The 26,386-nt window shown below is 69.1% G+C and carries 26 protein-coding genes; 10 read left to right on the top strand and 16 right to left on the bottom strand.

What is annotated here, in order from left to right:
* From EHF32_RS13835 to EHF32_RS13900, 14 genes are all read right to left on the bottom strand, one after another.
* Complete coding sequence (locus EHF32_RS13835) at positions 1 to 828, bottom strand: ABC transporter permease (RefSeq protein ID WP_137418724.1); 828 nt, start codon at positions 826 to 828, stop codon at positions 1 to 3.
* Positions 825 to 1,631: an ABC transporter permease gene (locus EHF32_RS13840; protein WP_161594124.1), complete on the bottom strand. Its 807-nt coding sequence runs from the start codon at positions 1,629 to 1,631 to the stop codon at positions 825 to 827. The genes EHF32_RS13835 and EHF32_RS13840 overlap by 4 nt, the downstream gene beginning before the upstream one ends.
* Positions 1,632 to 1,682: 51 nt before the next feature.
* Positions 1,683 to 2,702 carry an ABC transporter substrate-binding protein gene (locus EHF32_RS13845; RefSeq protein WP_137418726.1) on the bottom strand — a complete coding sequence of 340 codons (1,020 nt, stop codon included), beginning with the start codon at positions 2,700 to 2,702 and terminating at the stop codon, positions 1,683 to 1,685.
* A gap of 49 nt (positions 2,703 to 2,751) precedes the next feature.
* Positions 2,752 to 3,774, bottom strand: coding sequence for an amidohydrolase family protein (locus EHF32_RS13850; protein WP_137418727.1), 1,023 nt, complete (start codon positions 3,772 to 3,774; stop codon positions 2,752 to 2,754).
* Between the two features lie 133 nt (positions 3,775 to 3,907).
* Positions 3,908 to 4,681 (bottom strand): IclR family transcriptional regulator, encoded by a 774-nt coding sequence (locus tag EHF32_RS13855; RefSeq protein ID WP_137418728.1) that lies wholly within the window; start codon positions 4,679 to 4,681, stop codon positions 3,908 to 3,910.
* Positions 4,682 to 4,757: 76 nt separating this feature from the next.
* Positions 4,758 to 5,855, bottom strand: coding sequence for an NAD(P)-dependent alcohol dehydrogenase (locus EHF32_RS13860; RefSeq protein ID WP_137418729.1), 1,098 nt, complete (start codon positions 5,853 to 5,855; stop codon positions 4,758 to 4,760).
* Positions 5,852 to 7,351: an aldehyde dehydrogenase family protein gene (locus EHF32_RS13865; RefSeq protein WP_137418730.1), complete on the bottom strand. Its 1,500-nt coding sequence runs from the start codon at positions 7,349 to 7,351 to the stop codon at positions 5,852 to 5,854. Before EHF32_RS13865 ends, EHF32_RS13860 begins: the two co-directional genes overlap by 4 nt.
* Before the next feature lie 337 nt (positions 7,352 to 7,688).
* Complete coding sequence (locus tag EHF32_RS13870; protein WP_137418731.1) at positions 7,689 to 9,935, bottom strand: ATP-binding protein; 2,247 nt, start codon at positions 9,933 to 9,935, stop codon at positions 7,689 to 7,691.
* 161 nt (positions 9,936 to 10,096) lie between these two features.
* Positions 10,097 to 11,131: a branched-chain amino acid ABC transporter permease gene (locus tag EHF32_RS13875; protein WP_161594125.1), complete on the bottom strand. Its 1,035-nt coding sequence runs from the start codon at positions 11,129 to 11,131 to the stop codon at positions 10,097 to 10,099.
* A complete protein-coding gene (locus EHF32_RS13880) occupies positions 11,131 to 11,985 on the bottom strand; it encodes a branched-chain amino acid ABC transporter permease (RefSeq protein ID WP_137418733.1) in 855 nt (284 codons plus the stop codon). The genes EHF32_RS13875 and EHF32_RS13880 overlap by 1 nt, the downstream gene beginning before the upstream one ends.
* Complete coding sequence (locus EHF32_RS13885) at positions 11,985 to 12,659, bottom strand: ABC transporter ATP-binding protein (RefSeq protein WP_137418734.1); 675 nt, start codon at positions 12,657 to 12,659, stop codon at positions 11,985 to 11,987. Before EHF32_RS13885 ends, EHF32_RS13880 begins: the two co-directional genes overlap by 1 nt.
* Positions 12,656 to 13,414: an ABC transporter ATP-binding protein gene (locus EHF32_RS13890; RefSeq protein ID WP_137418735.1), complete on the bottom strand. Its 759-nt coding sequence runs from the start codon at positions 13,412 to 13,414 to the stop codon at positions 12,656 to 12,658. The genes EHF32_RS13885 and EHF32_RS13890 overlap by 4 nt, the downstream gene beginning before the upstream one ends.
* 28 nt (positions 13,415 to 13,442) lie before the next feature.
* Complete coding sequence (locus tag EHF32_RS13895) at positions 13,443 to 14,648, bottom strand: ABC transporter substrate-binding protein (RefSeq protein WP_137418736.1); 1,206 nt, start codon at positions 14,646 to 14,648, stop codon at positions 13,443 to 13,445.
* 74 nt (positions 14,649 to 14,722) lie between these two features.
* On the bottom strand, positions 14,723 to 15,796 hold the full coding sequence (locus EHF32_RS13900; RefSeq protein WP_137418737.1) for a zinc-binding dehydrogenase: 1,074 nt from the start codon (positions 15,794 to 15,796) through the stop codon (positions 14,723 to 14,725).
* A 101-nt stretch (positions 15,797 to 15,897) separates the two neighbouring features.
* Here EHF32_RS13900 and EHF32_RS13905 point away from each other — a divergent pair, with 101 nt between their 5' ends.
* The gene (locus EHF32_RS13905) at positions 15,898 to 16,827 is read left to right on the top strand and encodes a helix-turn-helix domain-containing protein (protein ID WP_161594126.1); all 930 of its coding nucleotides are present in this window, start codon (positions 15,898 to 15,900) and stop codon (positions 16,825 to 16,827) included.
* A 47-nt stretch (positions 16,828 to 16,874) separates the two neighbouring features.
* Here the strand turns inward: EHF32_RS13905 and EHF32_RS13910 are convergent, their stop codons facing one another.
* Both EHF32_RS13910 and EHF32_RS13915 read right to left on the bottom strand, forming a co-directional pair.
* Entirely contained in the window at positions 16,875 to 17,759 is an 885-nt protein-coding gene (locus EHF32_RS13910; protein ID WP_137418739.1) for an alpha/beta hydrolase, read from the bottom strand.
* Positions 17,760 to 17,798: 39 nt separating this feature from the next.
* On the bottom strand, positions 17,799 to 18,599 hold the full coding sequence (locus EHF32_RS13915; protein ID WP_137418740.1) for an SDR family NAD(P)-dependent oxidoreductase: 801 nt from the start codon (positions 18,597 to 18,599) through the stop codon (positions 17,799 to 17,801).
* Between the two features lie 419 nt (positions 18,600 to 19,018).
* On the opposite strand from EHF32_RS13915, the gene EHF32_RS13920 reads away from it, so the two are divergent.
* The 9 genes from EHF32_RS13920 to EHF32_RS13960 all read left to right on the top strand — a co-directional run bounded on the left by EHF32_RS13920 (position 19,019) and on the right by EHF32_RS13960 (position 26,384).
* Positions 19,019 to 20,005: an ABC transporter substrate-binding protein gene (locus tag EHF32_RS13920; RefSeq protein WP_137418741.1), complete on the top strand. Its 987-nt coding sequence runs from the start codon at positions 19,019 to 19,021 to the stop codon at positions 20,003 to 20,005.
* A gap of 59 nt (positions 20,006 to 20,064) precedes the next feature.
* Positions 20,065 to 20,904: an ABC transporter permease gene (locus EHF32_RS13925; RefSeq protein ID WP_137418742.1), complete on the top strand. Its 840-nt coding sequence runs from the start codon at positions 20,065 to 20,067 to the stop codon at positions 20,902 to 20,904.
* The gene (locus EHF32_RS13930; RefSeq protein ID WP_137418743.1) at positions 20,901 to 21,725 is read left to right on the top strand and encodes an ABC transporter permease; all 825 of its coding nucleotides are present in this window, start codon (positions 20,901 to 20,903) and stop codon (positions 21,723 to 21,725) included. Before EHF32_RS13925 ends, EHF32_RS13930 begins: the two co-directional genes overlap by 4 nt.
* Positions 21,718 to 22,518, top strand: a complete 801-nt coding sequence (locus EHF32_RS13935) for an ABC transporter ATP-binding protein (protein WP_137418744.1) — start codon at positions 21,718 to 21,720, stop codon at positions 22,516 to 22,518. The genes EHF32_RS13930 and EHF32_RS13935 overlap by 8 nt, the downstream gene beginning before the upstream one ends.
* A gap of 7 nt (positions 22,519 to 22,525) precedes the next feature.
* Positions 22,526 to 23,362, top strand: coding sequence for a PaaX family transcriptional regulator (locus EHF32_RS13940; RefSeq protein WP_161594127.1), 837 nt, complete (start codon positions 22,526 to 22,528; stop codon positions 23,360 to 23,362).
* Positions 23,363 to 23,798: 436 nt separating this feature from the next.
* Positions 23,799 to 25,051 (top strand): IS3 family transposase gene (locus EHF32_RS13945; protein WP_137416810.1). Its coding sequence is split into 2 segments (ribosomal slippage): positions 23,799 to 24,081 and positions 24,081 to 25,051, totalling 1,254 coding nucleotides; the frame shifts between segments, so codons are not numbered across the junction.
* 23 nt (positions 25,052 to 25,074) lie between these two features.
* On the top strand, positions 25,075 to 25,380 hold the full coding sequence (locus EHF32_RS13950) for a hypothetical protein (RefSeq protein ID WP_137418746.1): 306 nt from the start codon (positions 25,075 to 25,077) through the stop codon (positions 25,378 to 25,380).
* A gap of 221 nt (positions 25,381 to 25,601) precedes the next feature.
* Positions 25,602 to 25,985, top strand: a complete 384-nt coding sequence (locus tag EHF32_RS13955; protein WP_137418747.1) for a hypothetical protein — start codon at positions 25,602 to 25,604, stop codon at positions 25,983 to 25,985.
* A gap of 45 nt (positions 25,986 to 26,030) precedes the next feature.
* Entirely contained in the window at positions 26,031 to 26,384 is a 354-nt protein-coding gene (locus tag EHF32_RS13960; protein WP_137418748.1) for a hypothetical protein, read from the top strand.
* Positions 26,385 to 26,386 lie beyond the last annotated feature (2 nt).

The following is a 26,386-nucleotide window of genomic DNA, read 5'->3' on the forward strand; positions in this document are numbered from 1 at the left end:
TTAGGATCCGTTCGCGGCCCGCGAGCGGTAGTACCACCGCAGCGCGCGGCGCTCGACGACGACGAAGAGGTAGTTCAGGACAGTGCCGAGCAGCGCGAGGACGAGGATGCCGGTCCACATCTTCACGATCGCGAACTCCGCCTGCGCCTGCAGGATGAAGTAGCCGATGCCCGAGCGGGCGGCGACCATCTCGCTCACGACCATCAGCACGATGGCGATGGTGAGGCTCGCCCGCATCCCCGCGGCGATCTGCGGTGCTGCGGCGGGCAGCACGACGCGGAAGAACGTGCGGATCCCACCGAGGCGCAGCACGCGGGCTGTGTCGAACGCCGTTCCCGAGATTCCGCGCATGCCGTCCAGCGTGTTCAGCAGCGTGGGCCAGATGGAACCCAGCGCGATGAGCGCGATCTGCCGCATCTCGCCGATCCCGAAGATCGCGATCATGGCCGGAAGCAGAGCCGGTGCGGGCAGGACGTAGAGGAAGTAGATCAGCGGGTTCGCCGCCTGACGCACCCTTCGCCACCGCCACAGCACGGTGCCGCCGACCAGGCCGATGATCACACCCGCGAGGTAGCCCAGGATGAGGTTTCGCACGCTGGCGATGAGGTTCGTCCATGCGCCGTAGACGACCCACTGGTTCCAGGTCTCCTGCACGATCCGCGACAGCGGCGGAAAGAACGGCGACGTGCTGCCGGCCGAGACGAACCACCACACCGCGATGAGGACGACGGGCAGCCACAGTGCGAGCAGCACCCCGACGAGGCGAGAGGCGAACGGGCCCGAGCGGCGCCGTGGGACGGGAACGGTGCTGGTGGTCAGTCGGCTCATGCGCGCGCCCCCTTCGCCTCGAGCCGCATGTTGCGCTGCGACTCGTGCCAGTGCATCAACCGCTTCTCGAGAAGGAAGAACGCTCCGGTGAGGGCGATGCCCAGCAATCCCGCGACGATGATGTACGCGTACATCGTGGGGTAGGCGCTCACCCCGGCGTTCTCCGCGAGCAGGATGTTGCGCCCGACGCCCGCGGCGCCGCCCACGATCTCCGCGACCACCGCCAGGATGAGCGCCTGCGCGGAGGCGATCCGCATCCCGGTGACGAGGTACGGCGACGCGCTCGGGATGCTGACCACGAGGAACCGCCGGATGCCGCGCACGCCGAGCGCCTTCGCGGTGTCCGCGACGACGGGATCCATCGAGCGCACGCCGTAGATCACCTGGATGACGAACGGCCAGAACGCGGCGAAGCAGATGAGGAAGACCTTCATCGGCAGGGTCGACCCGGCGACGAGGATCACGAGCGGGAGCACGGCGATCGCGGGGATCGCCTTGAACGTCTCGATCACGGGAGCAGCGCTCTGGCGGGCGATGTCGCTGTGGGCCAGCGCCGTGCCCACGACCAGGCCCAGGGTGATCGTGATGACCATGCCGAAGAACCAGCCGATGAGCGTCGCCCCCACGGCGGACCACAGGCGCGCCGTGGTGAGCTCCTGCAGGAGTGCCGCGATCGAGTCCGTCATGGAGGGGAACTGCGTCGGGCTCACCAGGGCGGTCGATGTCGCCAGCTGCCAGGCGGTGACCACGATCGCCACGGCCAACAGCGGCAGCACCACGGCGAGGCCGCGCTCGCGCGCCACGCCCCTCATCCGCCGCCGCCCTCACGGGTGGGGAAGGAGTGCGACGTCACGTCAGTTCTCCAGCGCGCCGGGCCAGACCACCGAGTCGACGTCCAGGTTCTTCAGGGCGTCGGTCAGGGACTGGTCGGTACCGAACTTGACGAGCAGATCGCGCGCCGTCTCGAATCCGGTGACGGTCAGGTGGGGGTCGCCGCCGATGTTCCAGCGCGCGGCGGCCGCCTGCTCGGCGGTGACGCCCATCCCCTTCTCCAGTGCGGAGCGGGCCGCATCCTCGTTCGCCGATGCGCCTTCGATCGACTCGATCATCGCGTCCGAGAACGCTCGCACGGTCTTCGGGTTCTGGTCGATGAACGACTGCGACGTGTTGAAGAGCGTCGTCGCTGCGCCGTTGAAGATCTCACGGTTGTTGTAGCCGAGCGTCACACCGCCGGCCGAGAGCGCGTCGGCCGCGAACGGCCACTGCATGACCGCCGCATCGACATCGCCGTTGGCGAGAGCTGCCGCCATCTGACCGAAGGGCATCTGCACGAGCTCGATCGAGCTCGCATCCACGCCGTCGCGGCTCGCCAGCTCCCACAGCGTCAGCGTGTTGTGGGACGACAGTCCGACGGTGGCGACGCGCTTGCCCTCGAGATCGCCGTAGTCGGTGATTCCGGAGGTGGGTGAGGCGATCGTGATCGTCCCCTCGTCGTCGGGCTGGATCTGCCCCTCGATGGTGGACACCGCGCGCAGCGGGATGCCGTTCGCGTTCGCGGTGAGCACGTGCACGACGGTGGCGAAGCCGAAGTCGTAGGTCCCGCTGGCCACGCCGGAGACGATCGAGGCGACATCCGTCTGCGGGGTGATCTCGAGCGTGAGTCCGTGCTTCTCGAAGATGCCCTCCTCGATCCCGTAGTACAGCGGCGCGAACTGCGAGGACGGGTTGATGGCGATCGTCAGATTCGCCTTCTCCGGAGCGCCCGTCTCGTCACCGCCCGCGGGTTCGGCGGCTCCCGCGCAGGCCGCGAGGGAGAGGGTCATCAGTGCGGCCGCGGCCAGGGCGGCGGTCCGGCGGAGGGTCAGGAACGTCATTGTCTGCCTCTTTCTGTGTGAGCGGAAGCTCGGTCGGGTGGTGCGGGTGTCAGAGCCCCAGCAGACGCGACACGTTGCCGTGGTAGATCTCGGCCCGGTCGGCGTCGTCGATGATGTCCATCTCCTCGAGGTTGGCGATCGTGGAGCGGATGTATCCGGGACCCTTCTCGGGGTCGAAGGGGGTGTCGCTGGCGAACAGCGTGTGATCGACGCCGAAGAACTTGATGGCGGTGCGCATCGCGTCGCCGGCGCCGAAGTAGGCGGTGTCGACGTAGAAGCGGCGGAACGCGTCGATGGGGCGCTCGGTGAGGGGATACCCCTCGATGTCCTCCGCCTGATCGGCGGGCGTGCGCGAGCCGAGCTGATCCCAGCCCGGCCCGATCCGCCCGGCGAAGTGGGGGATCATCGCGCCGCCGTGGTGGATGAGGATCTTGATGTCGGGCAGCCTCTCGAACACCCCGGAGAACACGAGCCGGGACATGAACGCCGACAGGTCGTACTCCCAGCCCAACGTCCACCAGATCTCGAACTTCGAGCGCGCCTCGGTCTTGTAGTCCGACCAGCTGGAGTCACGGCAGGGATGGACCTGGATCATCTTGTCACCGCGTGCGGCCACCGCCTCGTAGAAGGGGAAGAACCGCTCCTGGTCCATCGGCCCGCCGTTGACATGCGTGTAGATCTGCACGCCCACCGCGCCGAGCTCGTCGAAGGCGCGCTCGGCCTCCGCGATCGCGGCGTCGACGTCGCTGAGCGACACCGCGGCGCAGAAGCCGGCGAATCGGTCGGGGTTGTCGCGGGTGAGCTCAGCCATTCCGTCGTTCGCGATCCGCGCGAGCTCGACCGTCCGCGCCGTGGGCCCGAGATCCTCCAGCGGCGGCGCCGCCGAGTTCACGATCTGCCGGTAGTCGGGGCCGAACTCGTCCATGATCCGGAACCGCTCGTCCATGTCCACGAGGGCAGGAACGCCGCTCACCCGCTTCTGGATGTTGCGCGCCACGGGGCTGTCGTCGATGGCGAAGAGTCGCTTGGCGTACTCGGCCGGCAACAGGTGGCAGAAGGCGTCGATCTTCATCGGCTCGGATCCTCTCTCGCCGGCTCACCTCGTCGTGGCCGGAACGCGAGCAAGCCAATCCCCGTCGCCGGAAGCGGGCAAGGGCGCGCGGGGGCGGATTCCGCCCTGCGGAATCCGGGAGGGTGCGGGGAGGTCACCGAGCCAGATCGCCGCGGATCGCCGACGCGCACGCGCGCAGCTCGACGACGAGCTCCCGCATCCGCTCCGCGCCCAGGCGCGCGCTGGGTGCGGACATCGCCACCGCGGCGATCGCGCGTCCGTCCCGAGCGCGCAGCGGCACGGCGATCGCCGACAGCCCGTCGCGGCTCTCCTGGTCGTTGACGGCGAAGCCGCGCATCATCACGAGCGGAAGCTCCGCCATGAGCTGAGTGAAGGTCCGGGTGCGCTGGGTCAGGCGGCGCAGGCCCCGCGGGTACAGTGCGCGCAGCTCCTCGCGGGACAGCTCCGCCAACAGCACCTTGCCGCCCGACGTGGCGTAGGCGGGCAGCAGTGCGCCGGTCAACACCTGCGTACGCACCTGCTGGTCCGCCTCGAAGCCCGCGACGAAGCGCACGGAGTCCCCCTGCCGGACGAGGAGATTGACCGTCTCGGAGATCCGTTGGCTGAGTACTTTCAGGTGCGGCTCGCCCGCAGCGCGCAGGTCGATGGAGCTGGTGCTGTGCACTCCGATCTCGATCAGTGCCGGTCCCACCCGATAGACCTTCGAGATCCGGTCCTGGGTGACGAAGCCCCGGGCGGCGAGGGTCGTCAGCAGACGGTGTGCAGTGGATGCGGCCACGCCCAGGCGCGCGGCTGCCTCGGTCACACGGAGTTCGGGTCGATCGCCGAGCAGCAGCAGCAGGCGCAGCGCATGGTCCACCGAGGCGAGGGCGGGTGGGGGAGGGGGTTCCGATGTCGTCATCGACATCGTGACATCGTATGCTCGCGCGAGAGGATGCGGGCTGGCCTTGTCGCCGGCCCGCCCGCATCCGTTCGTCGACGCGTCAGTACACGATGACCGGCTTGACCGTCACACCGTGGTGCATGTCGGCGACCGCCTGCTCGATCTCGTCGAGCGTGTACGTCGTCTCCAACAGCTCCAGCGGCAACCGACCCTCGGCGTGCAGCCGGGCGAGCTCCGGGATGAGCTGCTGCGGCAGCGTGTCCCCCATCGTCACGCCGCGCAGCACCTTTCCGGTCAGGATGCTCTGGATGTCCACCGGGATCTCCGTGCCGGGAGGGGGTGCGCCGCACACGAGCACCGTGCCGCGGATCGCGGCGGCGTCCAGCGCGCCGCGTGCCACGCGGGGGCTCGCGGTCGTGTCGAAGCTCAGGTCGACGCCGCGTCCGCCCGTGATCTCGGCGAGGCGGGCCGCGACGTCCTCGGAGCCGGCGTCGATCGTGTGGGTCGCGCCGAGCCGGCGGGCGAGCGCGAGTCGTTCGTCGACGAGATCGATCGCGACGAGCGCGGCGGGGCCGCGATGCGCGGCCGCCATGATCGCCGACAGCCCCACGGCGCCGGAGCCGTAGACCGCGACGGTGTCGGCGGGGCCCGGATCCAGCACGTTCCACATCGAGCCGAATCCGGTCAGGATGCCGCAGCCGAGCGGCGCGAGCACCGTGAGGTCGGCGTCCGCATCCACCGCGACGACGGAGCGCTCGTCGGCGATCGCGTAGGTGCCGAACGCGGACTGCCCGAAGAAGTGGCCGGCCACCGGGAGGCCGTCGTGGGTGATGGTGCCCGAGTCGTCGGGGCGCATCAGGCCGAAGAGGTTGCGCACCTGCCAGGTCTCGCAGTAGGCGGGATGCCCGCCCCGGCATCCGCTGCACGCGCCGCACGAGGTGAAGCTCAGCAGCACCTTGTCGCCGGGTGCCACGGAGTCGACCCCCGCCCCGACCTGTTCGACGATGCCCGCGCCCTCGTGCCCGATGATGCCGGGGGTCGGGAACGGGATGCCGCCGGCGATCACCCCGAGGTCCGTGTGGCACAGCCCGGTCGCCACGAGCCGTACGAGCACCTCGCCATGACCCGGCGCCCCGTACTCCACATCCTCGACCCGCAGGGCGCCGTCCTGCAGGATGGCCGCGCGGCCCGCGGTCACGCCGATGCTCCTGTCTCGAGGTTGAAGACGATCGAATGGGTGCGCTGGTACGAGGCCATCGCCTCGGGTCCGTTCTCGCGCCCCCAACCGGAGGACTTGACGCCACCGAACGGGACGGAGGGATCGAGCAGCGCCCAGCCGTTCACCCAGGTGATGCCCGCATCCAGGCGCGCGGCCACGCGGTGCGCCTTGGCGAGATCAGCGGTCTGGATTCCGGAGGCCAGTCCGTACGGCGTCGAGTTGGCGAGGGCGATCGCCTCCTCCTCGGTGTCGAAGGGCTGCACCGTCAGGACGGGACCGAAGACCTCCTCGGCCACCACCTCGGCCTCGTTCGGCACGTCGGCGATCACGGTCGGGCGGTAGTAGAAGCCGCCGCCGAGCTCGGCGCGCTCGCCGCCCGTGACGATGCGCGCACCCGCCGCGCGGGCGCGGTCGACCATCGCCGCCACCTTCTCGAGCTGGTTCGCGCTGGCGAGCGGACCGATGACGGTGCCCTCATCCGCCGGGTCGCCGAAGGGCACGTGTGGCAGAGCATCGGCGAGGATGCCCAGCACGGTCTCGTAGAGCGGGCGTTCCACGAGAAGCCTCGGGCCCGCCATGCAGAACTGGCCGGAGTTGAACACGAAAGCCGAGATGACCGTGTTGATCGCCGCGTTCAGATCCGCATCGGCGAACAGGATGTTGGCCGCGTTGCCGCCGAGCTCGGCCGTGAACGGTTTCAGCGTGCGTCCGGCAATGGCCGCCGCGTGGGCGCCGATCTCCGTCGAACCCGTGAAGGCGACCTTGTCGACGTCCGGGTGGCCGACGAGGTGGTCGCCGAGGGCGGCGCCGGGCCCCGTCACGACGTTGAAGACCCCGTCGGGCACACCCGCCTCCTGCAGGATGTCGGCGATGATGAGGGCCGAGAGGGGGGTGTCGCTCGCGGGCTTGTGCACGATCGTGTTCCCGGCGATGAGCGCGGGCGCGATCTTGGAGCTCGAGAGGATGAGGGGGAAGTTGAACGGCGTGATGGCCGCGACGACCCCGATCGGCTCGCGCTTCACATAGGCGTGGGTGTTGCCGGTCGTCTCGCGTACGTCGCCGTCGAGGTGGTGGCCGAGGCTCGCGTAGAACTCGTAGAGCTCCGCGGCGTTGTTCACGTCGATGATCCGCGCGAACGTGATGGGCTTGCCGACATCCAGGCTCTCCGCCCGCGCGAGCTCCTCCGTCCGCTCGCGCATGAGCGCGTACGCACGCTGCAGGATGCGGGCGCGTTCCCTGCTCGACAGGCGGGACCAGGCGCCGGAGTCGAAGGCGGCTCGGGCGGCAGCGACCGCGTCGTCGACGTCCGCCGTCGTCGCCCGTGCGACCTCGCCCACCTTGCGGCCGCTGGCGGGGGAGACGACGTCCATGACGGCGCCGTCGGAGGCGTCGCGCCAGACGCCGCCGATGAACAGCCGGCCCCGTGCGCGCTCACCGGTGCCGGCGATGGTGGATGCGGGATCGGTGAGGGTCATGAGGTGCTCCTTCGATGGGTGGGGTCAGGCCGGTGCGCTCGCGGCGACGCGTGACAGCGCGTCGCCGAAGCCGCGCGGGTCCTCCTGGAACGGTGCATGCCCGGTGGCGAGGCGCACGACCTCGTCTCGACCGTCCAGACGAGCGATTGCAACAGGGGGATGACGGGGGCGAACTCCCGGGCCCCGACCCATGCGCCGTGGACGAGGAGCACGTGCGGGTTCTCGCTCATGTTCCGGTCTTCCTTGATCCGGGGAGTCGGCGTGCGGCGGCGGCTCCGTGACGACGATGTCTGACGCTCAGTGTCGGTCGGCGCCCGGAACCGCGGTATCCGTAGGACTACGTAACCTCCCCCGTGACCGCAGCGCGTGTGGACTCGAACCACGCCGCGATCTGGGCGCGCGAGCCGAAGCCGAGCTTGCCGAGGATGCGCTGCACGTGGGTGTCGACGGTGCGCACCGACAGAACGAGCCGCTCGGCGATCTCGCGGTTGCTGAGCCCCTCGTGGATGCCGGCCGCCACCTCCCGCTCGCGCTCGCTGAGCCCGCCCGCAGCGCCCCGGGCGGACGCGGCGAACGACACCGCTTCGACGGGGGTCAGGCGCTCGCCGACCGCGGCGGCGCGCTCGAACGCGCGGTCGCCGAGGCGTGCGCGCACCCTGGCCACGCATCGCTCGTGGTGGGCCGCCATCTGCGGCCCGTGCACCGCGATGTCGGAGCCGACGCGGCGCCAGCGGCTGCGGGCCGCCCCGAGGAGCACGGCCGAGCGCTCGGTCGGTGAGCGCGCCGCGTCGATCCAGCTCAGCAGCTCGAGCACGAGACAGTCCCCGACCGGATCATCGATGCCGTCCTCGGCCCGCAACGACTGACGCGCGCGCGTCTCGGCGAGATCGAGCTCACCGTCGCAGAATGCCGCCAGCGCGAGCGACCACAGCGCGAGCGAGCGCATCCACATCTCGCCGATCGCTTCGCTGTGCCGAGCGGCCGCTTCGGCCGAGGTCCCCGCCCCACGCTCGCCGAGGTGGCTTCGGGCCGTCGTGAGCTGGAACTGCGCGAGCAGTGCCTCGTCGGCGAGGCCTGCGCCGAGGGCGCCGCCGATGGAGCGTTCGAAGTCGACCACGGCTGTCGCCGGATCGCCAGAGAACAGCGCGTGCGTTCCACGCCACCGCTGGAGCTCCACCGTGAACACGACGCGCTCCGGTTCGGGAACGGACGCGAGCAGCGCCTCGGCGTCGCGGAGGTGCGCATCCGCCTCATCCAGATCGCCCTGCAGCAGACACAGCCACGCCGCTGTGATCGAACCCCGCATCCGCGGCGCCGCGCCGGCACCGGGCAACGCCAGCACACGCGTCGCCCACGCGCGGCCCTCGGGCAGGAAACCCCCGACGCCCCAGTGGTACCGGAGCGCGGCGAACAGCGCGAGCGCCGTGTCGGCATCGACGGTCGTCGCGGTGCCCAGCGCGGCGTGAAGCTCGGCTCGATCCGCACGCTGGGTCGCGATGATGCCCGATTGATCGGGTCCGTACCACCGTCCGTCCGCGGCGTCGGCGAGGCGGCGGTAGTGCCCGAGGTGGCGATGCAGCAGCAGCGGCCACGCGCCGTTCTCCTCCGCGCGTTGGCGTCCGTAGGCGCGGATCGTCTCGAGCATGCGGAGGCGTCCGTTCTCGCGATCGGCTTCGATGACCGACTGCGTGACGAGATCGTCGACCACGTCGACGATCTGCGTCTCGGTGAGCTCGGCCACCGATGCGGCGGCCGCGAGGTCGAAGGGGCCGCGGAAGACGCTCATCGCCTCCCACACCCTGCGCTGCTCGGGGGTGCACAGTTCGTAGCTCCAGTCGACGACCGCTCCGAGGGTGCGCTGGCGGGCGACGGCGGACCGGGAGGCCGCCCGCAACAGCGTGAAGCGCGACGACAAGCGCCCGTTGAGCTCGGAGAGCGGCAGCGAGCGCAACCGGGTCGCCGCCAGCTCGATCGCGAGCGGCAGCCCGTCGAGCGAGCGGCAGAGCTCTTCCGCCACCGACTCCTCCTGCTCGCACAGGGCGAAGGACGCATCGGCCGCGCGGGCACGCGCGAGCAGGAGGGCGAGGGCGTCGGACGGGTGAGAGGCGTCGTCGGCGAGCGACAGCGGTGGCACGGCGAAGACCTGCTCACCGTCGACGTCGAGCCTGCGTCGGCTCGTCGCGAGGATCGTCAGCTGCGGCACCGCATCCAGGAGCTCGTCGGCGAGCGCCGCCACCGCGTCGATGAGGTGCTCGCAGTTGTCGAGGACGACCAGAGAAGGCGTGTCGGAGAGGACGTCGGCGAGGAAATCGAGCGGATCGCGGGCGGAATGCTCGCCCAGGGGCAGAGCCCGTGCGACGGCCAGTGGCACGCGCCGCGCATCCTGGAGACTGTCGAGTCCGACGAACCAGGCGGTCACCCCCGTGGCGGCGGCGAACCGGTTGGCCGCGCGCGAGGCCAGCCTCGTCTTGCCGACCCCGCCCACGCCGGTGAGCGTCACCAGGCGACCCGTGCGCAGCAGCACGCCGATCGTGTCGAGCTCGGCCTTTCGGCCCACGAACTCGCTGCGCGGTTCGGCGATCATCCAGACCCCTTCGTCTGCACCGATTATGCATCCCGCTGAATGGAGTGGGCTCAGGTGGCCCGCGACTCATCGCTGGGCTACGTGACCTCACGGATAGACGCGGCGCGCTGGCACCCACCTCTTGCTCCGCCGTACCCGCGCCCTCAGGCAATGTCGGCGGGTCACTCCTCCGTGGCAGCGGCTCGACCGCCATGAAGGAGTGCGGACGCATCGCGGGGGAGGCCGCCACCGGGGTCGGTGCGGCGCCCTTCCCATGCGCGCTGCACACTGGGCACGATACCGTCCGGCATCAGAAGCAGGAACACCACGAGGGCGAGCCCGTAGCCCGCGTACTGGAAAATGGACGCGGCCGTGTCGGGCAGTCCGGGCAGGGTGCTGAGAATGCTCATCAGTTGCAGCCAGAGACTGAGCGCCACGGCACCCACGACGCCGCCCCAGAGCGAGCCGACGCCGCCGATGACAGCCATGATCACGTATCCAAACGACGCCAACGGCGGGTAGGTGTCTTGACTCACGTATGGAGTGAAGAACGCGCCGATTCCTCCCGCGGCACCGGCGAGAGCACCCGACACGGCGAACACCAGTAGCTTGCTGCGAAAGATCGGCACACCGCTCGAGGCCGCCGCGGTTTCGCTGCCGGCGAGTGCTCGGATGCCGCGTCCGAAGCGAGAACGCACCAGGTTGCGGCTGACGATCAGCGCTACACCCAGCAGCGCGAGCGCGAGGTAGGCGTAGGGCAGCTGACCCGTCACCGCGAATGGACCCACGGATAGCGCGGGAATGCCGAAGATGCCGGTGCCGCCTCCGAAGAGCGGCACCGTGGCCATCATGACCTGGACGAGCATCAGCACGGCGAGAGTGCCGAAGGCGAGGTAGTGCCCGCGCAGTCGCAGCAGCGGCCACCCGACGACGGCCGCCAGCAGAGCTCCCAGCACGGGCGACAGCAGCAGGGCGAGCAGGGGTGGCATTCCGAGTTGCACGGTCGTGACCGCGACGGCGAGCCCGCCGGCGGCAACGAAGGCCCCCTGCCCGAGCGAGGCCTGCCCGGCGAATCCCATGAAGAGGCACAGCCCGGTGACAATGACCGCCGACAGCGTCATCTGCACGAAGAATGTGAGGTCGGTCGCCATCAGCGGCACGAGGCACGCGATGGTCGTGGCCAGGGCGACCGCCGCCCGAGACAACCAGCGGGACATCATTTGGCCTCTTCCGTGGTCATGGTGCCGGCGCGTGCGATCATCAGGATCAGCATCATGACCAGCGCCAACTGGGTTTGGTACGAGCCGTTGAGGTAGCCGGCGACGAGCTGGCCGGTTACGCCCAGCACGAGTGCTCCGAGGAACGTGAGCCAGGGGCTTCGTAATCCCCCGAACACGGCCGCGGCGAACCCGCTGAGCACGAGCGCGAGATCGGACGTCGCCGACAGGGCCGTCGTGGGCGAGATCAGGACGCCGGCCAGGCCACCGAGTGCTCCCGCGATCGCGAATGCCAACAAGCCCATGGCTCGGGTGTCGATGCCGACCAGGCGGGCAGCGCGAGGGTTGGATGCCGATGCCGTCAGCGCGCGGCCGAGTTCGGTGCGCCCGAAGAACACGCCGAGAAGAGCGAAGGTGAGGACCGCGACGACGAACACGAGCACGCGCTGCGTCTGGATCGATGCGCCGAGGATGTCGATCGTGCCGCGAAGGCCCGGCGGGGAGACCGGGTTCTGCCCCCATACCAGGACGATCATCGCGGCGCCGATCATCGACATCCCGAGCGTGATCAGAAGGGCGATCGTCGACGGGGTCGAGCGGCGTCCCACGGCCGCGACGCCAACGATCAGACCCACGACAGCGCAGAGGAGTACGGCGACCAGCTCGCCCAGCCCGTGCGGCAGTACCGTGCCGACCAGGGCATAGGAGAGGAAGGCGCCGACCACGGCGAACATGCCCTGAGCGAAGTTGACGACATGCGTCACGCGGTAGACCACGACGATGCCGCTTCCCACAAGGGCGAACGAGCCGCCGAGCGCGAGGCCCGACACGATGTAAGTGATCAGCTCGGTCATCAGGCGGCCGTCTCGTCGGTGGCGCCGCCGAAGTAGGCCGCCCGCAGCTGGGGGTCGTCTCGCAGCATGTTGGTGGGCCCTTCGAGCACGATGCGACCCGTTTCGAGAACGTAGGCTCGAGAGCAAACCTCGAACGCCAATCCGATCTCCTGCTCGATCAGGAGCAGCGCGGTGCCTTGCTCCCGGTTGAGCTCCTTCAGATGGGTCATCAGCTGCGCAGCGACGAGTGGCGCCAGCCCGAGCGACAACTCGTCGATGAGCAGCAGGTCGGGGCGTGACATGAGCGCCCGCCCCACGGCGACCATCTGCTGTTGGCCACCCGAAAGCGTGTCGGCGCGCTGGCGACGCAGCCGCTGCAGATCGGGCAGCAGCTCGTAGATGGGGACGAGGTCTTTGGGGTGCCGTCGCCACGCGCCCAAACGGAGGTTGTCCTCGACCGACAGGTCGCCGAACATCTGACGCCCCTCGGGTACTTGGGCTGCGTGCCCTGCGACATGAATCGTGCCCGAAACGGGGCGCACCACGCGCGACACGGCATTCACGAGCGATGTCTTCCCGGCGCCGTTGGGTCCGACGAGGGCCACCAGCTCCCCCTTCTCTACGCGCAGGGATACGCCGTCGACGGCGACGGCCGAACCGTAGGCGACGGTGAGGTCGGCAATCTCGAGGATCATGCGGAAGCCTTTCCGAGGTAGGCGGCGATGACGGCGGGATCCCGTCTGATCTCGTCGGGTGTGCCGTCGGCGATCACGCGCCCGAGGTCGAGCACGGTGATGCGATCGGCGAGAGATGTGACCATCGCCACGTCGTGCTCGACGAGCAGGATCGTGATGCCGTCGGCCCGCAGTTCGCGGATCAAGCGGCTGAGATCCTGCCGCTCCGGAGCGCGCAGGCCCGACGCGGGTTCGTCGAGCAGCAACGCGGTGGGCTTCGCCGTCAGCGCCCGCGCCACTTGCAGGCGCCGTTGCTGACCGAGGGGCAGAGCCGTGACCGGCCGGGAGACCCAGTCGGCGAGCCCCACGCGCTCGAGCGCCGCCTCGGCATCGGCGAAGATCTCGGACTCGCCGCGGCGGTGCCGGGGGAGTCGAAGGATGGCACTGAGTGCGCCCGCGTCGGTGCGCGCATGCGCCCCCACCGCCACGTTCTCGAGCACACTCATTCCCGGAAAGACCCGAGCGCCCTGGAACACGATGGCGATGCCGAGTTCAGCGCGGCGGTGCGGGGGGAGGGTGTCGATGCGCGTTCCGCCCAGCGACACCGTGCCGGACTGGGGGCGCAGGTGTCCGCTAATGAGGTTGAACAGGGTGGACTTTCCCGCCCCGTTCGGACCGATCACTCCCCGCACCTCACCCGCAGCGACCGACATCGATACCTCGCGGGCAGCGAAGACGCCACCGAAGGACCGTGACAGATTGTCGACGACGATCATCGGCTGTGCTCCCCCCGCAACGCGACGGTCACTTGGCGGCGGCGAACAGGTCGAGTGAGTACTGCGTGGGAACCCAGGCGCCGTTCTCGACCGTCATGATGGCGAGGTTCTCCTCGGTCAGGCCCATGTGGCGATCGTCGGCGAATGAGTACTCTCCGGCGACCGTCACGACCTCGAGCGATGCGAGGGCGTTGCGCAGGGACTCGCGGTCGGTCGACCCGGCCTTGCGGGCGGCTTCGGCCAGCAGCTGAACGGCGGCCGCACCGCCGTAGGCGAACTCCGGTGCCGGATCGCCCTGGTGGGCCGTCATCCAGGCATCGTTCAGCGCGACGACCTGGTCGCGGTAGTCGCCCGCAGGCAGGCTGGTGGTGGCCATCGATGCAGTGGTCGCGGCGAGCACGCCTTCGGCGGCCGTGCCGGCCGGGCCGATGAACAAGCTCGAGGCGATAGCCCCGGTGCCGTAGATGGGGATGCCCTTGCCCTCGAGCTGCGCCGTGATGATCACGGCCGGCGGTCCCGCCGACCACAGTGCGAACGCCTCGGGCTTCGCCGCGACGACTTTGGTCACCAGAGGGGTGAAGTCGGTGGCGAATACATCGTGCGACTCGTCGAGCACGACCTCGATTCCCGCTTCCTCGGCGTACTTCTTCGTGGCGTCCGAGCCGTCCTGGCCGAACAGGTCGGCCGAGAACCCGATGGCGACCGTCGTGATGTCCTCGCTCTTCCAGTAGTCCACGAGCGCCTTGGCGTACACATCGGGCGTCGCGGGGCCGGTGAAGGCGTACGGGTTGCTGCCGTCGACGAACGCCGAGACCGGGCTCAGCGCGATCATCGGGATCTTCGCCGACTCGGCTGTCGCGCCCTCTGCGGTGGCGGCCTGCGTGTAGGAGCTGCCCAGCATCGCCGAGTAGCTCGGGTCGGCGGCCAGCTGGTTGAACTGCTTGACGCCTTCGGTGACATCCGTCTTGTCGTCGACGATCGTCAACTCGATGTCCTGGCCGTTCACTCCGCCGGCGGCGTTGAGCTGGGCGACCATCAGTTCGGCGGCGTCTTTGCTGCCCTGCCCGAGCGCGGCGAGACCGCCGGTGAGAGGCACGACCATGCCGATCTTCAGCGGCGCGCTCGAGGCTGCCGTGTTCGAGGTCGCTGCTCCGGTCGTGGTGCAGGCGGTGAGGGCCGCAAGGCAGGCGGTGACAGTGAGCGCGGCGGTGACGCGCAGGACTTTCGACGACATGATCGCTCCGGTTCTTCGTTGAATCGAGGAGAGCGGGTTGCCGCGGGTGCGGCGACCCTGGGTGTTCGCGGGCGTCAGCGCCCGCGCGGGTCGAGGACGAGGCGCACGGGGTGGCCCTCGCGGCGTTCGATCGCGCCGAGCGCCTCGTGGATCTGGCCGAGCGGGTACACGCGCGTGACCGAGGCCGACACATCGAGCCGGCGGTGCTGCACGAGCGAGACCAACTCGCGTAGGTGGGTGGGGTTTGCGCCCAGGTGGCCACGCAGGCTCTGGCTGCGCATCACCGGGGTCATCGAGTCGGTCAGCACGAGCGGGTCCGGGGCGAGGCCGACCATCACGACGCGTCCGTGTGCCGCGAGCGAGGTGACGGCTTGGTTTCGAACTGAGCTGGAGCCCACGAATTCAGCGGCGACATCGAGCCCGAGTCCGTCGGTGAGCTCGAGGATACGCACGGCGAAGTCGGGATCTGCGGGGTCGAGGGCGGCATCCGCGCCCAGGGCGAGGGCGCGATTGCGGGCGAACTCCGACACGTCGATCGCGATGATCGGGGCAGCGCCGAGCACGCGTGCGAGCTGCACCGCGTGAGTGCCGAGGCCGCCGAGGCCCCAGATGCCGATCGACTCGGCGACCTGTAGCTGCGCGGTATCTTTCAGTGCCGCGTAGGGTGTGGCCACGGCGTCGGTGAGCACGGCGGCCTGATCCAGCGGCACACCGCCGGGCAGGGCCACCAGCTGCGCAAAGGACACCAGCACGTACTGCGCCCACGCGCCGTCGTAGAACGACCCCATGATGAGCGGCGTCAGACAGCGGTCGAAGGGTTGGCCGTTGATGCACGACAGGCACGCGCCGCAGCGCTTTCCCGCAGTGAGTACGACCTCCCGTCCTACACTCCAGGCGTCCGGCACATCGTCGCCGACGGCGGCGATCGTGCCAGCGGACTCGTGTCCCGGTGTCACCTCGGAGACGAAGGGCGGCAGCGTGCCGTCCACCATGTGCACGTCCGACATGCAGATGCCGCAGTAGGCGACCTCGATCAGGACGTCGCCGCGGCCGGGTACCGGCACGGGTACTTCTTCGAGGGTCACTCCTCGCTCTCCGGCGTGAAAGCGTGCGGCCAGCATCGTGGCAGGGACGGTCGGGTGGCTCATAACGGGTCTCCTTGATCAGAACGAGAAGAGGTACCGCGGGTACGGCGCCCGCCGGTGTGCGACGTGCGATAATGACGCCAGATCCATCCCGAAGGACGACGATGACCTTTCACCCGGGCGATGTGATCGACGTCGACGACGACCTCGATCACGCGATCCTGACCTGGCGCTTCCGCCGGCGTTCGGCGGCGCCCGAGGTCGACCTGCGCACGGTGCGCGACATCACGGTGTCGCGGCTGCGCGGAGGCGCATGCGTCGGTTGGCGCGACCGGTCGGTGATCGACGGTGAGAAGCAGAAGTACATCGGGATCGGCTGCAATCTGGGCGGTAGTGAGCTCTGCTACGTCGACGGCAACGAAACCATCACCCACGCTGGCGACATCATGATGTGGCGCAGCGACGCCGAGCTCGCGTTCGAGGTGCACGACGAGCTGAGTAAACTGACGATCCTCGTGCCCATCGAGCGGTTCTCGGCGCGTTTCACGATCGACACCATGCCCGCCGCCTGGCACCTGAGCGGCGCTTCGCCCATGGGGGCGATCGCCGCGCAGTTCTTCTCGGGTATCGCCCAGAACTTCTTGGCGTTGCGGCCCGCCGCCGTCGAGATCGCACTGGACGGCGCCATCGGCATGATCTCCCGCTCGATCTCGCTCGACCTGCACGCCGCCGACGATCCCCGCGAAGCACTGTACGCGCGGGTGCTCGCAGACCTCGACCGGCGCATCCGTCACGACCTGGTGCCGGCGGATATCGCTCAGCGACACGGTGTCTCGCTCCGACACCTGCAGGCGTTGTTCGCTGGCCATGGTCAGACGATCAGCGGATGGGTGCGCGAGCGTCGGCTGCAGGGAGCTTGCGACGAGGTGACGGATGCCGCGTGCACGTCGTCGTTCACCGACATCGCCCAGCGCTGGCGATTCTCGGACGGCGCGCACTTCAGCCGTCTGTTCACGGAGCGCTTCGGGGTGAATCCGCGCACGGCCAGAGAGCGGGGTGCAGTGCCGACGCAGCGACATCCTCTCGCGTCCTGATCTCCGGGCGTGCATGCCGTCTCGATTCGGGTCTCGAGTGGGCATTTTCAGAGGTGCGTTGCGAACCAGGCGGCGGCGGGAGTGGCGGCCTCGTCGAACAGGCGGTCGTAGGGGTCGAAGTGTCCGCCATCGAGAATGACGAGCTCTTTCGGCTCGAGCGCCTTGGCGTATGTGTCGAACGCGAGATCGGGCGTCGTGAGCAGGTCGTTCCTGCCGACGATGATCAAGAGGGGACGCGGAGAGATGCGCGAGACATAAAGAGCGGGCTCAAAGGCGCCGCTGAGCTCCATCGAGCGCACGGTCACCTCGTTGCGCCAGGTGGGCGCCTCGTGGATGATGCTCTGTGTGAAGTCCCACGCGTCCTGCGTGGGCAGCACGGCGGGGGTTGCCGGGTTGTCGGTGATGATCGGCATCATCATCGGCGGGTTGCCGCTCATACGGTTGATACGGTCGCCCGCGAACATCTTGTACGCCTCGACCTGGTGGTCGGCGCGCACCTGGCGGGCCATCGTCTGGAAGCCGCTGATGTAGGGCACCTGCGACACGACGACCTTGACCCGGCGGTCGGTGGCGCCCAGCTGGAGCACCTCGCCGCCGCTGTAGCTGGTGCCCCAGATGCCGACGCGCTCGGGGTCGACCTCGGGGCGCAGCTGCGCGACCGTGATCGCCTCGCGCCAGTCGTTGATCTGCGCGAACGGATCGACCTCCTGGCGGATCACGCCCTCGCTCAGGCCGAAACCCCTGTGGTCGTAGATCAGTACGTTCAGGCCGGCGGCGTGGAAGCGTTCGGCGAAGGGGATGAGGCGCAGGTCCATGGTGCCGGCGAAGCCGGCGGCGAGCACGACGACGGGGCCGGGCTCAGTGGTGGCGGCATAGAACCGGCCGCGCAGCACAGTGCCATCGGCGACGGCGAAGGCGATCTCTTCGAACATTGCGTGTCCTTTCGGGAGGGGGTGGGCGATGCCGGCGGCTCAGAAGGCGAGGAAGCCGCCGTCGATGGGCAGGCCTGCGCCGTTGATGTACTCGGCCTCGTCCGAGGCGAGATACGCGGCGGCGGCGGCGATGTCAGCAGCCTCGGCGAAGCGCGGGTAGGTGTTCGCCTGGCGTACCGCCGCGACGGCGGCTTCGTCTTCGAGCAGCATGCTCGTCATCGACGTGCGCACGACGCCCGGCATGATCGCGTTGACGCCGATGCGGTGCGGGCCGAAGTCGACCGCGAGTTGGCGGGTGAGCGCCAGTACCGCGCCCTTGGAGGCGCAGTAGGCGGGCTCCTGGTGCAGCCCCGACACGGCGGCGACGGAGGCGATGTTGACGATGCGCCCGCGCGGACCTGTCTCGCTGCTCTCTTGAGCCATCATCTGGGCCAGCGCGTACTTGCAACCGAGGAAAACGCCCCGTGCGTTGACCGTCATCGTGAGGTCCCAGTGATCGACTGGCTGGTCGATCGCCGTGGCCGGGCCGGTGAAGATGCCCGCGTTGTTGATCATGATGTCGAGTCGGCCGTATCGCTGGACCGCCGTTGCGATGCCCGCTTCCACAGAGGCTGGCTCGGCGACATCCATTCGCACGAACGACGCGTTGCCCCCCTGCGCGACGATCAGATCGTCGGTGTCGATATCGGCGTCGCGCTCATAGCCGCCCGAGTTGGCGGTCTTCTTCAGATCAGCGCACAGCACCGATGCTCCGCGGGCGGCGAGGGTCGCGGCGATCGCACGGCCCATTCCTGAGCTCGCGCCGGTGACCACGGCGACCCGGTTCTCAAGTGACGTCATCGTTACTCTCTCTCACCTAACGGTGCAGGCATCCCTCATCGGATGACATGACGTTAGGAGCGCGGGCGGGATGATCGCTTGCACGCACGCGCCGGATTTGTTGCACATTGGCGCACGGCGAGGTGCGCCGGGCCCCGAGGGGAGGCAACACGCAGGCAGCTGGGAGCGGAATGATCCGAATCCGATCCGTACGTCATTCATGTGCGCCAGCACAGCGACGATCAATGGACGGAAGACGCGCGGCGCAAAATAAACGGAATTGTGACGATCGTCAAGAAAGTCTTGACATGGGGATGCAGGTCGCGCACGATGGCGGAGTCAGCACATCGCGGTGCCGACGCGTGCGGGCGCGGCATCGCCCGAGCGTGACGAAGCCGAACGTGCCGATGTCCTGCTTACCGTCACTGAGAGGCACTTCGATGAAGAAGACCCTTGCCGCCATCGCTCTCGCAGCCGTGGCCGCTCTGACCCTGTCCGGTTGCACCGATTCCGCCGCGCCCGCCACGTCCCCCTCGGGTGACTCCACCGCCGGCGGCGGTGAGATGCGCCAGGTGCGCGTCGCCGCTCTCCCCATCGCCGAGACGGGCGCCCTGTGGGCGGCCATCGACGCCGGCATCTTCGAGGACCACGGCCTCGATGTCGAGGTCGTTCCCGCCCAGGGCGGTGCGCAGGCCATCCCCGCGCTGCTCAGCGGCGACATCGACTTCGCGATCGGTCAGCCCATGGGGCCGATCCGCGCCGCCCTGCAGGATCTCGGCGTCGTGATCTTCAGCAACTACGCCTCGAGCCACGCCGACGGCGAGGACGTCAACTCCGTCGTCGCCCTCGGGGACTCGGGCATCACGAGCCCCGCCGACCTCGCCGGCAAGCGCGTCTCGGTGAACAGCATCGGCGCCGCCGGTGACCTCACCATCCGCAAGGCCGTCGACGACGCCGGCGGCGACTCGTCCACCATCGAGTTCGTCGAGGTCGCGTTCCCCGACGTGCAGGCACAGCTCGAAGCGGGCAACATCGACGCCGGATGGGTTCCCGATCCCTTCCGCGGGCTCATCGTCTCCGGCGGTGGCGTCGACGTCGTCTCGCCCTACCAGGCCACCATCCCCGGTCTGACGGTGCTGACCAACTTCACCACGCAGGAGAAGATCGACGCCGACCCGCAGCTCGTCGCCGACTACGCGGCGGCGATGGCCGAGGCCCAGCAGTACGCGACCGACAACGCGGACGCCGTGCGCGCCGCGATCGTGAAGAACCTCGAGATCCCGGAAGCCGCGGCGGCCGCCATCACGCTGCCGAACTTCACCTCCGCCCTCGACGACGCCGGCATCGAGAAGCTCGCCGCCCTCGCTGTGCAGTACAAGTACATCGACGCAGAGCCCGACTTCACGAAGCTGATCCAGCCGCAGTGATCCCGAGCGGGGGATGCGGCACGCGCCGCATCCCCCGCATCCCCTCCGGAAGGCCCCCCATGACCCTCGCTCCGCCTGCGCCGGTGCACACGTCGACGGTCGTCGTGCCGCGTCGTCGACGCCGACGCTCGTTTCGAGCTCCGCTGCTCGGATTGCTCGGTGTCGTCGTGTTCCTCGGCGCCTGGCAGCTCATCTCCGCTGCCGGTCTCATCAACCCCTCGCAGCTGCCCTCGGCCGTCGACACGTTCACGCGCCTCGGTACGATGGCGGCCGACCTCGAGTTCTGGCGCAACGTCGGGCGCACCCTGACCGCCTGGGCGATCGGTCTCGCGATCGCCTCGGTGCTCGGCATCCTGCTCGGCGGGCTCATCGGCCTCGTCCCGGTGCTGCGGCGGGGAACCAACACCATGGTGGAGTTCCTGCGCCCCATCCCCTCGGTGGCCCTCATCCCGCTGGCGATCCTGACGTACGGCATCCAGATCCCCGCCGCGCTCGTGATCATCGTGTACGCCTGCTTCTGGCAGGTGTTCGTGCAGGTGCTGTACGGCGTCGCCGACATCGACACGGTCGCCCGCGACACCGCGCGCAGCTACGGCCTCACGCGCGCCGCGCAGCTGCGCTCCCTCGTGCTCCCGACCGCGCTCCCCTACATCTTCACCGGGCTGCGACTCGCCGCATCCGTCGCCCTCATCCTGGCGATCACGGCGGAGATGACGATCGGCAACCCCGGTCTCGGCAAGGTCATCATCCTCGCGGCCAGCAACGGCAACATCGCCACGGTCTACGCCGTCGTGATCGTTACGGGTCTGCTCGGCCTCATCATCAATCTCGTCTTCCGTGTGCTCGAGCGCCGCGCGCTCGCCTGGCACCAGTCGGTGCGAGGGGAGGAAGTGCTGTGACCCTGTACACGAGCACTGTCCGCACGCCGCCACGCGCACCGCGGGTGTGGGCACGTCTTGCCACGAGCACCGCCTACGCGCTCGCCCTGCCGATCGTGCTGCTGATCATCTGGGGCGTGTGGGGCACCGTGGCCCCGGGCAAGTTCTTCCCCGCGCCGGGGCGGATCGCCGAGGCCTTCGTCAACACCTGGGTCGGTCCGGCGTTCCTCACCGACGTCGTCCCGAGCCTGACGCGCCTGGCCCTGGCGATCGTGCTGGCGGTCGTGATCGGCGTCGCCGTCGGAACGCTCATCGGCCTCACGCGGTGGCTGCGCGAGCTGGCCGAGCCGCTGCTGGAGTTCTTCCGCGCGATCCCGCCGCCCGTGCTGATCCCCGTCTTCGTCGCCCTGCTGGGTGTGACCGACAACATGAAGATCGTCGTCATCGTCTTCGGATCGTTGTGGCCCGTCCTGCTGAACACCGTCGACGGTGTGCGCGGCACCGACTCGGTCATGACCGAGACGGCCAAGTCGTTCTCGCTCACTCCCGCGCAGCGCCTGTTCTCGCTCGTGCTGCCGGCGGCGAGCCCCCGCATCATGGCGGGGGTGCGTCAGACGCTGTCGGTCGCGCTGATCATGATGGTGATCTCCGAGATGTTCTTCTCCTCATCGGGCCTCGGATTCCAGATCGCCTACTTCCAGCGCAACTACCTGATCGCGGAAATGTGGAGCGGCATCGTGCTGCTCGGCTTGGTCGGCATCGTCCTGTCGGTCATCTTCACCATCGTCGAGCGCAGGGTCCTGCGCTGGTACCACGGAATCAAGGAGGTCGAGCGTGCCTGAGACGCTCCTGCAGGTCGAACACCTGAAGAAGGTCTACGAGTCCTCGACGGGCGTCGTGGAAGCGATCGGCGACATCGACTTCTCGATGCGCCGCGGCGAGCTGGTGTGCATCGTCGGCCCGTCCGGATGCGGCAAGACCACGCTGCTCAAGTGCATCTCGGGTCTGCTCCGCCCCACCGCGGGCAGCGTGGTGCTCGACGGCAAGCAGGTCACCGCGCCGCCGCCGAACATGGCGCTCGTTTTCCAGGAGTACGGACGCAGCCTGTATCCGTGGCTCACCGTGCGCGGCAACGTCGAGCTGCCGCTGAAGCACAAGAAGCTCTCGAAGAGCGAGCGCAACGCGCTCATCGACGATGCGCTGCTCGCCGTCGGCCTCGACCACGCCGCCGACAGCTACCCGTGGCAGCTGTCAGGCGGCATGCAGCAGCGCGTCGCGATTGCGCGCGCCGTCGCCTACCAGCCCGAGGTGCTCATCATGGACGAGCCCTTCGCCGCCGTCGACGCGCAGACGCGTGCGGACCTGGAGGACCTCGTGCGGCGCCTGCACCTGGAGCGCGGCATGTCGATCCTGTTCGTGACGCACGACATCGACGAGTCGGTCTACCTCGGCGAGCGGGTCGTCGTGCTCTCCAAGTCGCCGACATGGGTGCAGGAGGATCTCGTGATCGATCTCGCGCCCGAGCGCGACCAGATCACGACGCGTGCGTTGCCCCGCTTTACGGAGCTGCGCACGCACGTGTACGAGCAGATCCAGCGCGCCAAGCGCGGCGAGGCCGTCCGTCCGGCCGCATGATATGTCGGTGACATCGGTGCAATCCCTCTCGCGAGAGATCGAAGCGACCCAGCGCGCGCCGCAGCGCCTGCTGCTCGCCCTGCTGGGCGAGCTGCTCGAGCGCGGGATCTCCCGTCCCGTCCGCGCCAGCTTCTATCTCGACGTGCTCGAGAGCGCCGGGGTCGCCGCTCCCACCACGCGGGCCGCCCTGGACCGGATGGCCGTGACCGGGTTGCTCTCGCGCGCACGGGTCGGTCGCGGCGTGGAGTTCGCCCTCACGGAACAGGGGCGCGCGGTGCTGGAAGAGGCGTCCGAGCGTGTGCATTCGCCGCATCCGTTCGACCCGGTGGGCAGCGGATGGACGCTCGTGACCTTCACGGTTCCGGAGGACCAGCGCACGCTCCGCCACCGCCTGCGCGCGGCGCTCGCGTGGGAGGGGTTCGCCGCGGTGCGCGACGGACTCTGGATCGCGCCGGGTGAGGTCGACCTGGTCGCAGCCCTCGGCGGCCTCAAGGAGGAGCTGCCGGCCGGCGCGGTGATCGCGTTCCGCGCTCGGGATCTCGCCGCGTTCCCGGTGGCGGATGCGGCGCGCACCGCATGGGATCTCGCCCGCATCCGTGCCGCGCACGAGCGGTTCGCCACGGAGTGGAACACCGCCGAGACGATCGAGGCCCCACCGCTGGCGGCGCTGACGATGCTCGTCGCCGACTGGCTGGAGCTGCTGCGCAGCGACCCGCGTCTGCCGTTCGACTACCTCGGCGAGGACTGGCCCGCCCAGCGCACCACGGAGATCTACCGTGCCCGCCGTGCGGCCTGGTCGGCCGCGGCCGCGGAGGCGCTGACCGCCGCCCTGCCCGGAGACTGATCCCCGGCACCTGCCCGGCGGGTGCAGGCTGAGTCGTGCCCGAACTCCTGCAGAACCTGCCCGCTGGAGGGTTCCCGGTTGCTGGTGGCCGGTTTTGCAGGAGTTCGGGTCGGGTGTGCGGTGGGCACGACGGGTCTGCGGCACAGCCCAGCCGGGTCGGTGCGGGGTGCTGTCGGTGGTGTCGGTTCTGGCTGCGGCGTGCCCGAACTCCTGCAGAACCCGCCCGCTGTTGGGTTCCCGGGTGCTGGTCGCCGGTTTTGCAGGAGTTCGGGACGCGGATGCGGGAGACGACTGCGGGGACTGGCTCCGGGAAGTGGCACGATTGGCGAACCGGCGGGCGACCGGCCGTTGGGGAAGAGGGGGGCTCTCGTGTGGTCGGGGAACTTGACTCGCCCCGGCATGTCCGGAGACAGGATTCCTTGGAAGGATCTGTCTCATGGGACGTCCCAGTAAGTACCCGCGCGAGCTACGCGAGCGCGCTGTCCGTATGGTCGCCGAGGTGCGATCCGACTATCCGAGCGAGTATGCCGCGATGACCGCTGTCGCGCAGATGCTCGGCGTCGGGTCGTCAGAAACGATCCGCACGTGGATCCGCAGGCAGCAGGTCGACGCGGGCGACCGGCCCGGAATCACGACCGACGCCGCGGTGGAGATCAAGCGGCTAAAGCGGGAGAACGCGGAACTGCGGCGGGCGAACGAGATCTTGAAGGCGGCTTCGGCTTTCTTCGCGGCCGAACTCGACCGGCCACGAGGGCGATAGTCGGCTTCATCGACGCGCATAGGGATCGCGCCGACGGTGGCCTCCGATGGGGTGTCGAGTCGATCTGCGCCGTGCTCACCCAGCACGGCGTGAAGATCGCCCCATCGACCTACTACGACGCGAGGGGCCGCGGTCCGTCACCACGTATTGTGTCGGACGAGAGGTGGAAGCCGATCATCCTGACCACATGGCAGACGCACCGGAAGGTGCTCGGGGCCCGCAAGCTCTGGCTGCGGTTGCGTCGCGACGGGCACGACATCGCCCGTTGCACGGTCGAACGCCTCATGCGCGAGCTCGGGATCACCGGTGTCGTCCGCGGGAAACGGAAACGTCCCGTCGATACGGATCTGCGGGAGACCAGGCCCGCGGACCTCGTCGACCGGCACTTCGCCCGGTTCCGCACGAACCAGCTCTGGGTCGCCGACTTCACCTACGTCTGGACGTGGTCCGGATGGGTCTACGTCGCGTTCGTGTTCGACGCGCACTCCCGCCGCATCATCGGGTGGAGAGCGGCGACCTCGATGACAACTCCGCTCGTGCTGGACTGCCTCGACATGGCCCTGTTCACCCGCCGCCGCGAAGGCGTCATCGGGTTCGCCGGGCTCACGCACCACACCGACGCGGGCAGCGTCTACACCTCGATTGCCTTCACCGACCGGCTCGTCGACGAAGGCATCGACCCGTCGGTCGGATCCGTCGGCGACGCATACGACAACTCCCTCGCGGAGTCACAGATCGGGCTCTACAAGTCCGAACTCATCCATCACGACGGGCCCTGGCACGACATCGATCAGGTCGAGGCGGCGACCGCGTCCTGGGTGCTCTGGTTCAACACGGAGCGCACCCACGGCTCTATCGACGACCTCACGCCCCTCGAGGTCGAGCAGCTCGACTACGCTCGCATCGAACCGGTCCGAAAAGCCGGCTGACACCAGCAAAACGCTCTCCGGACATGCCGGGGCGAGTCAACTCCAAGCTCGCCGGGATCCTCGTGATCCTGCTTCACAGCGTGATGCTCTGGGTGCTGATCCCGGTGGGGTTCGTTGCGTGGCTTGTCTGCGTGCCCTTCACGTTTCCGCGGCCGGTTCGTCTGGGGTCGTTCTTCGCGTGGCTGGCTTTCAACAACGTCGTCCTTCTTCAGCGAGTCCTGTTCCGCCCGTGGTTTCGGACCCCCTTGCGTTGGCTGGCGCCCCGCGAGGTGCGCGACGTGAAGCACCGCATCAGCCTTCGTGACCTGTTCCTCATTCCACCCTGCTGAGCGGACAGGACGAGGTCGGTCGTGCCCGAACTCCTGCAGAACCCGCTCGTTACGGAGTCTCCGGCGGTCGGTGGTCGGTTTTGCAGGAGTTCGGACGCGGGGGCGGGGTGGGCGCGACGGGATCGGCACAGCTCAGTCGGACCCGGATCGGTGCTGCCGGCGGGGACGGATGCGGCTGAGTTGTGCCCGAGGACAGTAGCCTGACCCTGCGAGGAGGAGTGATGAGCGAGTCCGAGATCACGGTGACGCCGCTGAACGCGCAGGTCGTGCTGTTCGCCTCGGAGGGCGCGGAGTTTCCCGAGTGGGTGACCGGCGACGAGCCGGCCGTCGCAACCGACTCCGCGATCATGGTGGCGACCCGAGAGGACCTCGCCGGAGACGTCACAGTCCGCGTGCTGATCGATGAGGTCGTCCCACGGGGCGAGAAGGTGTTCGAGCACACCCTGTCGTTGCCGACGCCCGTGGTGCGTTTCGGGAGCTTCCTCTCGGGGGAGCTGGCGGAGATCCGGCTGCCGGATGCGGGGGCGTATAGCGCGCAGATCTCGGTGGACGATCCGGCAGCTCCCTCCGACGTGCACGTGGTTCTGCGGCGGCTCGAGGGCTGAACGGAGGGCCCTGGACGCGCTGGCGACCCCGCGTTACCGTGGACCATGGCGCTCTATCGCTGGCGGCGGGCGCTCATCGTCGCGATCGTCCTCGGCGGCTTCGGGCTGTACTGGGCGTCCATCGCCTTCGCATGGCGGATCCCTCTCTGGGCGGTGATCATCGGCGCGGTCCTTGCTCTGGGTGCGGTGTCGCTCCTGTCATTCCGGCCCCGCCGCCGCAAGAGGATCGACAGCGACGATCTTTACGCGTCCGATCCCTACAGTGACGCGTACCTGGGTCGCAGCGCACCCACACATCCGCACCGGGACGCGAAGCCGACTTCGCAGATCGGCGGCGCACTGCCCGTCGACCCGCTCGCAGACGCGATCGGCCAGGAGCCCGAGCGAGAGCAGCGCTGACT

The sequence above is a fragment of the Microbacterium sp. RG1 genome (assembly GCF_005347485.1).
GTDB classification, from domain to species: Bacteria; Actinomycetota; Actinomycetes; order Actinomycetales; family Microbacteriaceae; genus Microbacterium; species Microbacterium binotii_A.